Annotated in this window: 13 protein-coding genes; 7 read left to right on the plus strand and 6 right to left on the minus strand. The window is 61.7% G+C overall.

Translation table 11 applies throughout. The annotated features are described in order from the left end of the window. Positions 1 to 42: 42 nt before the first annotated feature. Positions 43 to 1,224 carry a fumarylacetoacetate hydrolase family protein gene (locus tag J3P76_RS11385; RefSeq protein ID WP_434559207.1) on the minus strand — a complete coding sequence of 394 codons (1,182 nt, stop codon included), beginning with the start codon at positions 1,222 to 1,224 and terminating at the stop codon, positions 43 to 45. A 114-nt stretch (positions 1,225 to 1,338) separates the two neighbouring features. On the opposite strand from J3P76_RS11385, the gene J3P76_RS11390 reads away from it, so the two are divergent. From J3P76_RS11390 to J3P76_RS11405, 4 genes are all read left to right on the plus strand, one after another. Continuing rightward, a complete protein-coding gene (locus tag J3P76_RS11390) occupies positions 1,339 to 2,277 on the plus strand; it encodes a LysR family transcriptional regulator (RefSeq protein ID WP_434559205.1) in 939 nt (312 codons plus the stop codon). Positions 2,278 to 2,521: 244 nt separating this feature from the next. Beyond that, positions 2,522 to 3,904 carry an MFS transporter gene (locus J3P76_RS11395; protein ID WP_434606082.1) on the plus strand — a complete coding sequence of 461 codons (1,383 nt, stop codon included), beginning with the start codon at positions 2,522 to 2,524 and terminating at the stop codon, positions 3,902 to 3,904. Beyond that, positions 3,901 to 4,641, plus strand: coding sequence for an SDR family oxidoreductase (locus J3P76_RS11400; RefSeq protein ID WP_420763700.1), 741 nt, complete (start codon positions 3,901 to 3,903; stop codon positions 4,639 to 4,641). The genes J3P76_RS11395 and J3P76_RS11400 overlap by 4 nt, the downstream gene beginning before the upstream one ends. Before the next feature lie 25 nt (positions 4,642 to 4,666). Beyond that, a complete protein-coding gene (locus J3P76_RS11405) occupies positions 4,667 to 5,515 on the plus strand; it encodes an ureidoglycolate lyase (RefSeq protein ID WP_434606079.1) in 849 nt (282 codons plus the stop codon). Positions 5,516 to 5,527: 12 nt separating this feature from the next. On the opposite strand, the gene J3P76_RS11410 is transcribed toward J3P76_RS11405, so the two are convergent. Further along, positions 5,528 to 6,454, minus strand: a complete 927-nt coding sequence (locus tag J3P76_RS11410) for a LysR substrate-binding domain-containing protein (protein ID WP_434606077.1) — start codon at positions 6,452 to 6,454, stop codon at positions 5,528 to 5,530. Between the two features lie 116 nt (positions 6,455 to 6,570). Between J3P76_RS11410 and J3P76_RS11415 the strand changes: the two genes are divergently transcribed. Then, a complete protein-coding gene (locus tag J3P76_RS11415) occupies positions 6,571 to 6,996 on the plus strand; it encodes a VOC family protein (RefSeq protein ID WP_434606075.1) in 426 nt (141 codons plus the stop codon). A 58-nt stretch (positions 6,997 to 7,054) separates the two neighbouring features. Here the strand turns inward: J3P76_RS11415 and J3P76_RS11420 are convergent, their stop codons facing one another. The 3 genes from J3P76_RS11420 to J3P76_RS11430 form a co-directional block, all read right to left on the minus strand. Continuing rightward, a complete protein-coding gene (locus J3P76_RS11420) occupies positions 7,055 to 8,008 on the minus strand; it encodes a diguanylate cyclase (RefSeq protein WP_434606072.1) in 954 nt (317 codons plus the stop codon). Positions 8,009 to 8,011: 3 nt separating this feature from the next. After that, positions 8,012 to 8,971: a response regulator gene (locus tag J3P76_RS11425; RefSeq protein WP_434564113.1), complete on the minus strand. Its 960-nt coding sequence runs from the start codon at positions 8,969 to 8,971 to the stop codon at positions 8,012 to 8,014. 168 nt (positions 8,972 to 9,139) lie between these two features. After that, entirely contained in the window at positions 9,140 to 9,952 is an 813-nt protein-coding gene (locus J3P76_RS11430) for a helix-turn-helix transcriptional regulator (protein ID WP_434627440.1), read from the minus strand. A gap of 103 nt (positions 9,953 to 10,055) precedes the next feature. Between J3P76_RS11430 and J3P76_RS11435 the strand changes: the two genes are divergently transcribed. Both J3P76_RS11435 and J3P76_RS11440 read left to right on the plus strand, forming a co-directional pair. Further along, on the plus strand, positions 10,056 to 11,012 hold the full coding sequence (locus J3P76_RS11435) for a threonine dehydratase (protein ID WP_434606068.1): 957 nt from the start codon (positions 10,056 to 10,058) through the stop codon (positions 11,010 to 11,012). A gap of 87 nt (positions 11,013 to 11,099) precedes the next feature. Continuing rightward, complete coding sequence (locus tag J3P76_RS11440) at positions 11,100 to 11,720, plus strand: TetR/AcrR family transcriptional regulator (RefSeq protein ID WP_434606067.1); 621 nt, start codon at positions 11,100 to 11,102, stop codon at positions 11,718 to 11,720. Between the two features lie 53 nt (positions 11,721 to 11,773). On the opposite strand, the gene J3P76_RS11445 is transcribed toward J3P76_RS11440, so the two are convergent. Further along, a complete protein-coding gene (locus J3P76_RS11445) occupies positions 11,774 to 13,234 on the minus strand; it encodes an efflux transporter outer membrane subunit (RefSeq protein WP_434606065.1) in 1,461 nt (486 codons plus the stop codon). Between the last annotated feature and the right edge of the window lie 145 nt (positions 13,235 to 13,379).

The raw sequence follows: 13,379 nt of genomic DNA on the forward strand, positions 1-13,379 counted from the left end.
CATTTCTCTCTTGTAATTGGGTGAATCGACGATCAGTCGGGCTCAGCGATCGAGCAGCCCCCGCGCGGCGAGGTTACGCAGCAGCGCGCCGACGCCGAAGGTCCACGGCGCGGCGTCGCAGCTATGGGTCACCTGATTATGCAGGCTGCCCAGTAGCGGGCTGCTGATACTGACGCGGTCGCCGAGTTTGTGGGTGAAACCGCTGCCGGCATGATCACGGTCCTCGGTGGGGGCGAACAGCGTACCGAGAAACAGCAGGAAGCCATCGGGGTATTGATGGTTGGCGTTGAGTGTCTGGCCGGCCAGGTCCTGCGGATCGCGGCTGATCTGGCTCATGGAGCTGCAACCGTGCAGCCGGTAACCGTCTTCGCCTTGTACGTGCAGATCGACTTCGCAGGCGCGCACATCGTCCAGGCTGAACTGCTCGTCGAACAGGCGAATGAACGGCCCAATGGCGCACGATGCATTGTTGTCCTTGGCCTTGCTCAACAACAGCGCACTGCGGCCTTCGATGTCCCGCAGGTTGACGTCGTTGCCCAGGGTGGCGCCGTGGATCTGGCCACGGCTGTTCACCGCCAGCACCACTTCCGGTTCCGGGTTGTTCCATTGCGAGGCCGGGTGAATGCCGATCTGGCTGCCGCTGCCCACGGCGGCCAGCACCGGCGCCTTCGTGAAAATTTCCGCGTCCGGGCCGATGCCCACTTCCAAATACTGCGACCACATACCTTGTTCGATGAGGTACGCCTTGAGGCGCATCGCTTGCTCGGAGCCTGGCACGATCGAGCGCAGGTTGTCGCCGATCACGCCGTGGACCGTGGCGCGCACGGCTTCGGCGCGGGCCGCGTCGCCGCCGGCCTGTTCCTCGATGACCCGCTCGATCATGCTCGCCGCGAACGTCACGCCGGCCGCCTTGATCACTTGTAAGTCCAGCGGAGGCAACAGGAACGGCTTGGCCGGGTCGGCGTGGGGGCCGGTGTTGGCCAAGAGTGCTTCGAGGGTGGCGATGAAGGTGCCAGGCGTCTCTCTTACCGTCGCCAGGGGCGAGGGTGTTTCCAGTAGGTCGCTAAGTGTCGCGAACCGATCCGAGAGGTCGAACACCCCGTCGCTGCGCAGCACGATGGGCGAAGGCCCGGCGATCCGCCCCGGGACCCAGGCGCGACCAATCAACGTGCCGGCCACGCCATCGACCGGCAGAGTGTTCTCGGGAGTAAGCAATAGCGACATGGACAGGCTTCCTGGTTCGTAAAGCCTTCACGCTAGGGCCCGTTGTCGATGAACTCCAATGAGATATATTCAGTATCCGATAACGCCTGGTTATTGCGCCGCCGAGGAATACCCATGTCCGATCTGTCCTTTTCCAGCTTTTGCGGCTGGCTCAAATTTCGTCATCTGCTGCTGATCGACACGTTGGGACGCACCTGCAACATGCATTTGGCGGCCGAGCAGATGAACCTCAGCCAGCCGGCCGTGAGCAAAATGCTCAAGGAAATCGAGAGCCTGCTCGGCTTCGCCCTGTTCGAGCGTCGACCGCGCAGCATGCCGCCCACCGCCCTGGGCGAGCACGTGCTGCGCTACGCGCAAATAGCCCTGAATGACGCCCGTTCGTTCGTCGAACAGATCAGCAGCCTGCGAGAAGGTGGCCACGGTTACTTGAAGGTCGGCGGTATTTTTGCCGCGACGGCGGTGGCGTTGCCCGAGGCGATCCTGCAGATCAAGCAGCGCTGGCCCTTGCTGTCCATCGAAGTGGTGGAGCAAACCAGTAATCATCTGATGAAGATGCTCGAAGAAAAGAAGCTCGACCTGGCCGTGGCGCGTTTCACCGATCAAAGCCAGCAGCAGCGCTACGACTTCCAGCCCCTGGCCCCCGAACCGTTCTGCATCGTGGTCAACGATCGCCATCCGCTGGCCAACGCTGGGCCGACATCCTTGCAGCAACTGGTGGACCTGCCGTGGATTCTCTATCCGGTCGGCACGCCGATTCGCGCCCGCATGGAGCTGGCCTTTGCCGAAGCTGGTGTGGGGATGCCGCGCAACACCATCGACACGATTTCGATGCAGACTTTCCTCCAGGTCCTGCAACGTGGCCCCATGATTGGCATGTTGCCCAACGCCATGGTCGACCCGTTGCTCGAAAGCGGCCAGCTCAAGACCCTTGACACGCCGCTGCACCTGGTGCCCCAAGACTACGGCATTCTCACCCGCAAGGACGAGCCGCTGGTGGGCGCGGCCCTGGAGTTCGCCGAGATCCTCAAGGACAACGCCCGCTTGAGTGGTTGAACGTGCCGCCCCATCGCGAGCAAGCTCGCTACCACACAGCCTGCTTGCGCTGAACCCGTGGCGAGGGAGCTTGCTCCCGCTGGGCTACGCAGTAGCCCCCTACGATTTCTGATAACACTGGGTTATCAACTAATCCAAAAATGCCATTGGGAAAGAATCGCTTCCCGACAGTAGAGTCCTCGTTCAATCGCCGGATGACTCGCTCATTCGACGTGACCCAATAAAAACAATCAGGGGTTACCTCATGCAAACCATCTCCGAGCATTCGCCCGCCCAGGCTTCCGCCAGCGGACTCGATTTCGAGGACCGGACCTACCGCAAGGTCATCTGGCGAATCCTGCCTGTCCTGCTGTTGTGCTACATGGCGGCCTACCTCGACCGGGTGAACATCGGTTTCGCCAAGCTCGACATGCTCAACGAGCTGCAATTCAGCAACACGGTCTATGCCTTGGGCGCCAGTATGTTTTTCTGGGGCTATTTCCTGTTCGAAGTCCCCAGCAACCTGTTGCTGCATCGCTTTGGCGCGCGGTTCTGGATCGCCCGGATCATGCTCAGCTGGGCGGTGATCTCCATGGCGGTGGCCTACACTGTGCCGCTGGCGGCGTTCTTCCATATCGAATCCAGCACCATGTTCTATGTGCTGCGTTTCCTGCTGGGTATCTGTGAAGCGGGCTTTTTCCCGGGCGTGATCCTTTACCTCAATTACTGGTTTCCGACCCACCGGCAGAGCCGGGTGATGTCCGGGTTCCTGTTGGCCTTGCCGGTCAGCCTGACCCTCGGCGGGATCTTGTCCGGCTGGCTGATGAATAGCATGCAGGGCGTGCAAGGCCTGTCCGGCTGGCAATGGATGCTGATCATCGAGGGCATTCCTTCGATCATCATGGCTTTCGTGGTAATCGTCTGCCTGGCCGACAACATCGACAAGGCCAAGTGGCTGTCGGCAGCAGAAAAAGCCATGCTCAAGGCCAACCTGCAAACCGACAACCAGGGCAAGGCGTCGCGCTTGAGCGAGGTGTTTTTCAACCCTCGGGTGTGGTTGCTGGTGTTGATTTTGCTGACCTTCAACACCGGCTTCTATGGCCTGGCATTCTGGATGCCTTCGATCATCAAGAGCACCGGCATCACCAACAGCCTGCACATCGGTTTGCTCACCGCCATCCCTTATTCGGTGGCCGTCGTGGCGATGCTGCTCAACGCCCGGCACTCCAACCGCACCGGTGAGCGGCGCCTTCACGCGGCGATTCCAGCCTTCATCGGTGGCGCCGGGCTGATCCTCAGTGCGTTCTTCGCCGATAACCTGGTGCTGTCGGTGCTGTTCCTCAGCGTCTCCGCTTCGGGGATCCTGAGCCTTATGCCGATCTTCTGGACCCTGCCGGGCACCGTGTTGTCGGGCGTCGCTGCCGCTGCCGGGATCGGCATGATCAACGCCATCGGCAACCTGTCGGGCTTCACCGGATCGATGATCACCGCCGTGGCCGAGACGCTTACCGGTAATATCAACAATGGTACGTATGTCCTGGCCCTGTGCCTGTTGGTCAGTGGCGGGCTGATCCTGGCCATTCCGGCCTCGATGCTCGCCAGGGCACCAAAAAGCGCAGTCCCGGCAACGCAACTGGAGACCGCATGAGCTTGCAGAACAAACGGGTACTGGTGACGGCGGCCGGGCAGGGTATCGGTCTCGCCAGCGCGGTGGCCTTCGCCCAGGCCGGGGCCGAGGTGTTTGCCAGTGACATCGATACGCGCGCATTGGCGGGCATCGAAGGGGTGACGGCGGTCACCCTGGATGTCACCTCGGCCAGCGCCATCGAGGCTGTCCGCGACTGGATCGGCGGCCTGGACGTGCTCTTCAACTGCGCCGGCTACGTGCACAGCGGCAACATCCTGGACTGCGACGAAGCGGCCTGGGTGCGTTCGATGGACCTCAACGTCACGGCCATGTACCGGATGATCCGTGCGTTCCTGCCGGGCATGCTGGCGCGGGGTGGCGGGTCGATCATCAACATGTCGTCGGTGGCGTCCAGTGTCAAAGGCGTGCCCAATCGTTTCGCCTACGCTGCCAGCAAGGCAGCGGTGGTGGGGCTGACCAAATCTGTCGCCATCGACTTCGTCAGCCAGGGGATCCGCTGCAACGCGATCTGCCCCGGCACCGTGGATTCACCATCGCTGCGCCAGCGCATTGCCGACCAGGCCGCGCAGCAGGGTGTCGATGTGCAACAGGTCTACCGGCAGTTTCTCGACCGTCAGCCCATGGGGCGCATTGGCAACACTCAGGAAATCGCGCAACTGGCGCTGTACCTGGGCAGTGACGCGTCCGCCTACACCACGGGAGCGGTGCACGTGATCGATGGCGGCATGAGCCTTTGAGTTTTCACTTGAACAGGAGCACTTCATGAAACTGTTGCGATACGGCGAAAAAGGTTCGGAAAAGCCCGGGCTGCTGGATGACGACCATCAGGTCCGCGACCTGTCGGGCCATGTGCCGGACATCGCCGGCAACGTCCTGGAGCCGGAAGGCCTGGCCAGACTCGCGGCCATCGACCCGCACAGCTTGCCGGTGGTGACCGGCCAGCCTCGGATCGGCCCGTGCGTCGGGCAGGTCGGCAAGTTCATCTGCATCGGTTTGAACTACGCCGATCATGCCGCCGAATCTAACATGGAGGTGCCAAAAGAGCCGATCATCTTCAACAAATGGACCAGTGCCATTTGCGGGCCGAATGACGATATCCAGATCCCCCGCGGCTCGCTCAAGACCGACTGGGAAGTCGAGCTGGGCGTGGTCATCGGCAAAGGCGGGCGCTACATCGACGAAGCGAATGCCCTGGAGCACGTCGCCGGATATTGCGTCATCAACGACGTGTCGGAGCGCGAATGGCAGCTCGAACGTGGCGGCACCTGGGACAAAGGCAAAGGCTTCGACACCTTCGGCCCGCTCGGGCCGTGGCTGGTGACCAAGGATGAGATCCCAGACCCGCATACGCTGGACCTGTGGTTGGAAGTCGACGGGCATCGCTATCAGAACGGCAACACCCGGACGCTGATCTTCAGCGTGCCGCAACTGATCGCCTACCTCAGCCGGTGCATGAGCCTGCAACCGGGCGACGTCATTTCGACCGGCACGCCGCCGGGTGTCGGGCTGGGCATCAAGCCCAACCCGGTGTTCCTGCGGCCGGGCCAGACCATGCGCCTCGGGATTGCAGGATTGGGTGAGCAGCGTCAGGTGACCGTGCAGGCGGATTGATCCGGGAAGCGTTCAAGGGTAAGTAGTGCCGCCAATCCTATTCGGGTCTGCGACACCTGACGCGCTTGCGGGCGTGCCTGCTTGCTCGATGACCAGCTCCGCAAGAATCGCAACGGGGTCGGCCAGGCTCTGTCGCGACCGATGGATCAGGCCGATGTCCCGATGAAACGTGTGTGGCCCCAGGTCTAGGGCCCGCACGCCTTTGGGCCACGGCTGATGGGCTGACGTATGCGGCACCAGGGCGACACCGACGCCTTTTTCCACCAGTTTGATGATCGCGTCCAGTTCATCCAGTTCGCACACTTCCCGCAGGGTGAAATGCATCTGCCGCAGGAAACGATCGACCTGCCTGCCGCCGAACGAGGACCGGTCATAACGGATGAAGGGTTGGCTGGACAGCAGCGCCGCCCAATCCTCGCCGGGCATTGCACGGGGAATGATCAGCCGATAAGGCTCCAATGCCAGGGTGGTCCAGCGCAGATCACTTTGCAGCGAGAACGGCGGGCGGATCATCACGGCCATGTCGATTTCACCGGCGTCCACCAGATTGATCAATTCCACCGACAGGCCCGGCACGATGCGTGTGCGGCACTGCGGGCATTGCTGGTGAAACCTGGCGAGAGCGTCCGGCAGGTACGAGCGCTGGACCGAGGCGATCGCGCCGATGTTCACCAGCACGCTGGCGGGAAGCCCGGGGGTGGCGGAGCCGAGACTCTCGTAAAGGCGAAGCAGTTCCTGGGCTTGCAGGAGAACCTGGTGGCCCCGCTTGTTGAGGTGGGCCGTGCGCCCCTTGCGGTCGAATAGCTCGAAGCCCAGCTCGGCTTCCAGGCGCTGGATCTGCGCACTGACCGCCGCCTGGGTGAGGCCGATCTTGTGCCCGGCTGCGGCGAAGGTGCCTTCGCGCGCGACGGCAATGAGGGTCTTGAGTTCTTTGATCATTGATAAAGATTAATGGTCTTTCTAAGAAATTTATATTGATTTTATTGTTCGGTTCCCGCGCCTACGATGGGCAAACGCGCGGTTGCGTATCCCATGATTGAATCTTTGGAGTCCCGATGAGCGTCTCGCCTTTCCATTTAGCAATTCCGGTCTATGACCTTGCGGCAGCCCGTACTTTTTACAGCCAAGTGTTTGGGTTGGAGGAGGGCCGCTCCAGTGAACAGTGGGTCGATTTCAATTTCTACGGTCACCAGTTGGTGATCCACGAGCACCCCAAGACCGCGTCCCAGGAAAGCGTGCACAGCAACGCCGTGGATGGGCACGATGTGCCGGTGCCTCATTTTGGTGTGGTATTGGGGTGGGCTGAATGGGAAGCGCTGGCCGAGCGACTGAAATCCTTCGGCACTCAATTTGTGATCGAGCCCTACGTGCGTTTCAAGGGGCAGGTGGGCGAACAGGCGACGATGTTCCTGTTCGACCCTTGCGGCAATGCGCTGGAGTTCAAGGCGTTCAAGGACATGAGTCAGTTGTTCGCCAAATAACGGCATGCGCATGACCCTGTGGGAGCGAGCCTGCTCGCGATAGGGTTCGGTGCCGTCCTTAGCCATGCACCGTCACGCGATTGCGCCCTGTCTTCTTCGATGTATACAACGCCTGGTCGGCCCGGGCGATCAGCTCGGCGTGGTCGTTCGCCGGCGTGCTCAGGTCGGCCACGCCCAGGCTGATGGTGAACCGAATCTCCTGGCCGTTGTACTGCACCAACAATTGTTCGACAGCCTTGCGCAGGCGCTCTGCGAAAATCCGTGCGCCGGCCTGGTCGGTGTCCGACAGCACCACGCCGAACTCTTCGCCCCCGTAGCGCCCGGCCACGTCGGACTCGCGTACGTGCTCGTGCAATAGCGCGGCAACCTGTTCGATCACCTTGTCGCCGGCCTGGTGGCCGTAGGTGTCGTTGACCTGCTTGAAATGATCGATGTCCAGCATCACCAGGCTCAGGGCGTTGCCATAGCGCTGATGGCGGGCGTAGGCGGCTTTCAGGGTGCCTTCCCAATGGCCGCGGTTATAGAGGCCGGTCAGGCGATCGGTGCTGGAGAGCAATTGCAGTTGTGCATTGGCGGCCTGGATCTGATGGCGATTGGTCGCGACGTCGGTGACGTCATAGATCACCAGGCAGATATGGTTGATTCGGTTGTCAGGCGAGCGCAGCGGCAGCAAGGTGGTGTTCTGGTACATGAACTCTTCCTGGCCGGTGATCGGTTGGTAGCTCTTGAAGCGCATCAGGTACGGGCGCTGCTCCCAGACTGTGAACGCGGGGGTGCCCAGGGTCGCGACGCTTTCCACCTTGCGGCTGAACCATTGGCGGTCGATTTCCGGGAACAGGCTGAAGAAATTCCGGTTCTGGGCGTCCTTGGGTTGGACGCCGGAGCGGTTCTCCATGAAGGTGTTCCAGACCTGAACGCGGTACTCACGGTCGAGCACCACCACGCCGACGTCGATGCTCTGAACGATGGCCAGCAACCAGTGGAATTCGTTCAGATCGATGGAGTCGGTCATGGCTCAGCTCATCAGGTAGGCGAGTTTGTGGGTCAGCCGCTCGATGGAATCCTCCGTGAACAGCAGTAACAGGTCGAAGCGGATATCCTGGCCTTCGAGGCCGTAGCTGATCTCCACCGCGAGGGTTTTTTTCCAATGGACGCGGTTTGCCCGGATCAATTCCTCGATGGCCGCATGCTGGCCGAGGACCTGCGGATGACCTTGGGAGAACACCACATCGATCTGCTCGGCGATGCTGCTCAGGCACGCACCGATCAGGATGCTCGAAAGGTCCACCAGCATCTCCAGGTCTGAATAGTCGGCGCTTTCGCGCTGCATCAACTGGGCGATATCGGCGATTTCCGAATCATGGAAGATCAGCAGGGCTTCGCCGGCAATCCCGCTGCCGATAAACCCCTGGCAGATGGCCGTGAGTTGCTGGGAACCGCCGACGTCGTTCAAGGCCATGTGCAATTCGCCGACTTCGAGCACGTTGACGTTCGGCACCGGCAGTTGCACGAAAACCCCCAGCACCTTGGCAATCAGGGCGGCGGCCTGGCCGATGGCAACGTTGACCGTTTCGCGGAACGCGTCCTGGAAGCTGATGGCCGTGTTCGGTGTCGCTCGGTTCTGCGGCGGCGCCTGAGCGGGCTGGCTCAACAGCCCCACGCGGTTGAGGGTCTGGCGCAGTTCGTTTTCATCGAATGGTTTTTTCAGGAAGGCCAACGCGCCCAGCTCAAGGACGCGGCGCACGGCCTCATCCTGGATGTCACCGGAAATCACGATGACCTGCGCCTTGAGGCCTTCGGCGCGCAACGCGCTCAGGACCTGGTATCCATCCATTTCCGGCATGGTCAGGTCGAGCAGCACCACATGGCCGAGGCCCTGACGTATGGCATCCATGGCCTGGCGGCCATTGACCGCCTCGGTGACTGAAACCGGCCAGTCTTGCGGCAGCGCACGCAACACTTGCTTGCGCGCCATGGTGGAGTCATCGCACACAACCAGAGGGATCAACGGCACTGGGGTGTCCAACGACGAATAGCGGGGGAGTTCCTTCGTGCCTCATTCATAGGCGGCAGTGGCCCTCTGATCAATGAACGGGATGCTGTCTTGGCTTCTTTTAAAAACTGGACCATTAAGTCAAGGGCGTCAAACGCCACTCGTCATCTGGCGCAACTGCGCCGGGCTCACCCCTAGGCGCTGCTTGAACGTTGTTGTCATGTGCGCCTGGGAGCTGAAACCGCAGGCGTGGGCGATTTGTGCCAACGTCGCCGATGAGTCGCGTATCAACGCCCGGGCTTTGGCGAGGCGGCGGTCGATCAGGTAAGCGTGGGGGCTTTTGCCCGTCGCGAACTTGAAGGCGCGCATGAAATAACCTTCGGACAATCCCAGCAACTGCGCCATTGCCGAGACGCCCAGCGGTTGATCGAGGCCGGCATCGATGAACTCGTCGAGCAGGCGCATCCGGCTGTCGGTCATGGAGCCCTGGAGCGTTGCGCAAGAATGTTCGCCCGGCGTCACGCGCTCGGCCAGCGCCACGGCCCAGGCTTGCCAATCATCTTCGACCGAAGCGTGCAGCAACGCCTTGCGCATGCGTTGCGCGAGGGCGCTGGCGCGTGGGTCGACGCGATTGTTGAACGCATGATCTCCAGGCAGCACGACGCCGTCAGTGCGCACCAAACGCAGGTATTCGCCGCCTACGGGTGACTCCGAATACACGTCGCACTGGGCTGGGACGAACGCCAGGCCGTTGGGCTTGGCGTAGAACGGCTGCACCCGGTCGCTGCCAATGGCATGCAGGCCTCGCTGGCTGTCGAAGGCAAAGCCGATGACCGGCTGGGTTGCAACGTATCGAGCCGAATAGGCGCTACCGGGGAGCAGTTCGATGAGCCACGGGCCGGCCTCGACGCGACGGGTCGATTCAGTCGGGCGCGGTGGCTGTGGGCGGTTTCGATGGCTCATCTACCCATAGTAGTGAAGCGAGGGGACAAAAGTCAGGTCAGTTTTTTGAAAGCCCGGCTTCGGCGTCCCTGGCTAGACTGGCCGAAACCCAAGGAGACCCATCATGTACGCACTGACTCTCGACGATATCGAACAAGCGGCTCGCCAGGTCTACCAGGTCATGCCCGCCACGGCCCAGTACGCCTGGCCCTTGCTGGCGCAACGCCTCGGTTGCACGGTGTGGGTCAAGCACGAAAATCATACCCCCACGGGCGCGTTCAAGGTCCGCGGCGGCATCACATTCATGGATTGGCTCAAGCGTGAGCATCCGCGAACGAAAGGCATTGTCACCGCGACCCGTGGCAACCATGGCCAGAGCCAGGCGCTGGCGGCCAGCGCGGCGGGGCTGCGGGCATTGATCGTGGTGCCGGAGGGAAACTCGGTCGAGAAGAACGACGCCATGCGCGGCTTCGGTGGCGAAGTGATCGAATACGGCCGCGATTTCGATGAGGCTCGTGAAGAAGCGGCACGCCTGGCGCAGACCCAGGGACTCTATCTCGTACCGCCGTTTCATACCGAGCTGGTCAGAGGCGTCGCTACCTACGCGCTCGAGCTGTTCAAGGCCGTGCCTGACCTGGACACCGTCTACGTGCCCATTGGCTGCGGCTCCGGGATCTGCGCGGTCATCGCTGCCCGTGATGCCCTGGGCTTGCAAACCCAGGTCGTGGGCGTGGTGTCCACCGAGGCGACGGCGGCGAAACTGTCATTTGAAGCGGGTGAAATCCGCGAAACCGCCTCGGCCGATACCTTTGCCGACGGCCTCGCCGTGCGCAAGCCGATTGCACAGGCCTTCGCCATCTACGGCGCTGGCGCGGCGCGCATCGTAGCGGTCAGCGACCAGGAAATTGCCGAGGCCATGCGCGTCTATTACACCGACACCCACAACCTGGCCGAAGGTGCCGGCGCGGCGGCGTTGGCGGCGCTTATCCAGGAGCGCGGGAAGATGGAAGGGAAGAAGGTCGGGGTGATTTTGTCCGGCGGTAATATCGATCGATCGGTGTATGCCCGCGTAATCGAGTAGTCAGAGACGACAGGGCGATGGGATTGTGACTAAATCCAGGTTTGGTCATAAGTTGTCAACGGTCGTCGGGATGCGTAAGCTGCCCCGATGAACCAGCCATCCATTGCACCACCCAGCGCCCGTGGACCCGCCGATCACGACATTCGTGACCAGATCATAGCGGCCGCCCATGAACATTTCAGCCAGTACGGCTTTGGCAAGACCACGGTTTCCGACCTGGCCAAGGCTATCGGCTTCTCCAAGGCGTACATCTACAAGTTCTTCGATTCCAAGCAGGCGATCGGCGAAGCGATCTGCGCCAACTGCCTGTCGACGATCGTCGAGGCGGTGGAAGAGGCGATCAACGTAAACGGGCTGACGGCAACGGAGCGCTTGCGCAGGCTGGTCAAAACATTAGTCGTCACGGGCGTGAACCTGTTTTTCAACGACCGCAAGCTCTACGATATCGCGGCTTTCTCGGCTTCGGAGCGCTGGCCTAGTTCCCAGGCGTATAACGAACGGATCAAGAGCTTCGTGCTGGAGATCATCCGCCAAGGGCGTGAGCTCGGCGAGTTTGAACGACGCACGCCTCTGGACGAAACGGTGGAGGCCATCCACCTGGCCTTGCGGCCGTTCGTCAACCCCTTGCTGCTGCAATACAACCTCGACTTCGTCGAGGAAGCCCCCACGCTCACGACCAATCTCATCCTGCGTAGCCTGATGCCCTGAGCTTTGGCTGATGGCCACTCTCGCAGCTATTTAGTGACCATTTCTAAAAATGTTCACCTTGTCGCCACAGCTCCTTCCTCGGGAGCTTGCCAACCACCGCCAAGCGCACGGAATGCCGCGACCGCTGCCCGTGCTGATTCCGTTCGAGCCTGCGCTCGGGCATCGGATGCCTGCAGCAACGTCTCGTCGGCGTTGAGCACGTCGATCAGGCTGGCGGTGCCTTTCTGGTAGGCGACGAAGGCCGATTGACGGGCCTGGTTCAAAGACGTTTCGCCTTGGGTGAGGGTGGTCGCCTGGGTTTCGCGATTGACCAGCGCGCTAAAGGCGTTTTCGACGTCTTCAGTGGCGCGCAGCACGGACTGGCGATAAGCAGCCAACGCTTCGGCTTCCTCGCCCTTGGCCTCGTCGATCCGGGCGTTGATGCGGCCAAAATCGAAGAGCCTCCAGCGCAGCCCCAGCACGCCCGCCGATTGGCTGGCGCCGCCACTGAACAAGTTACCGCCGGACACCGCCGTGGCGCTGCCGAGCAAGGCGCTGAGGGAGAACTTTGGATAGTACTCGGCGACGGCCTCGCCGATGCGCGCATTGGAGGCCGCAAGGTGACGCTCGGCGACGATCAGGTCTGGCCGGCGACGCAGCAGGTCCGCCGGCGTTCCGGTTGTGGTTATTTGTGGGGCGAGGGGAATGTCGCGGCGCTCGGCCAATAGCGGCCGATGGGTGCCGGGCGGAGTGCCGAGCATGACATCCAAGGCGTTCATCGCGGCATCCAGGCCGGTCTGCAGGACCGGTAACGTTGCCTGGACTTGTGCCAGTTGCCCCTCGGTCTGGCGAACCTGATAGCTGGCGGCGAGGCCTTTGTTGTACAGCAATTGGATTTTTTTTAGCAGGTCTTGCTGCGTCCTGACCTGTCGGTTTGCAATGTCCAGCCGGGCCTGCAGTCCACGAACGGTGATGTAGGTGTCGGCGACCTGCGCGGCGACCGCCAAGCGCGTGGCGACCGCACCGGCCTCGGACGCCTGGTAGTCCGCCAGCGCTGCTTCGCGTCCACGCCGCAGGCCGCCGAAGGCATCTATCTCCCAACTGGCGCCGAGGTTGAGTTCGTAGGAACTTCCGTATCGATCATAGCCAGGCGTTGAATCGAGCACCTGGCCGAGCGGGGTCTCCACCGACTGGTAGGCGCGCGCGGCCTGGCCACTGATATTTCCCGAGGGCAGCAAAGCGGCGTTCGCTGCGCCCAGTCCGGCCCGTGCCTGCGTCACGCGCGCCGATGCCTGCGCCAAGTCCAGGTTTTGTTCAAGGGCCTTGGTGACAAACACCGTGAGGTTTGGATCACCAAACGCTTCCCACCAGATAATCGAGTCGGCCCGAACGCTCGCGGACCGCTGTTCGACCAGAGGCTGGCCTACGTAACGACTCGAAAGTGGGACTGCGGGACGATGGTAGTCCGGGCCGACCGCGCAACCTGTCAACAAGCCGGTGCTCAGAAAAAAAGCCAGGGGGCGCAGGGGTAGCATGGAAAATTCCTCGAGTCGATGCGGATGGTGACCATATCATAATATGGTCACAAGCTGTCAATTGGCTTCCAGGCAGAGCTAACGGACAGTTGTTAAGCGCAACACGGCTTGAAGGCTGACGGTCTTAGCGTAAATATCGTGACGA

It is taken from the genome of Pseudomonas sp. D1-36 (assembly GCF_051132205.1).
GTDB lineage: Bacteria > Pseudomonadota > Gammaproteobacteria > Pseudomonadales > Pseudomonadaceae > Aquipseudomonas.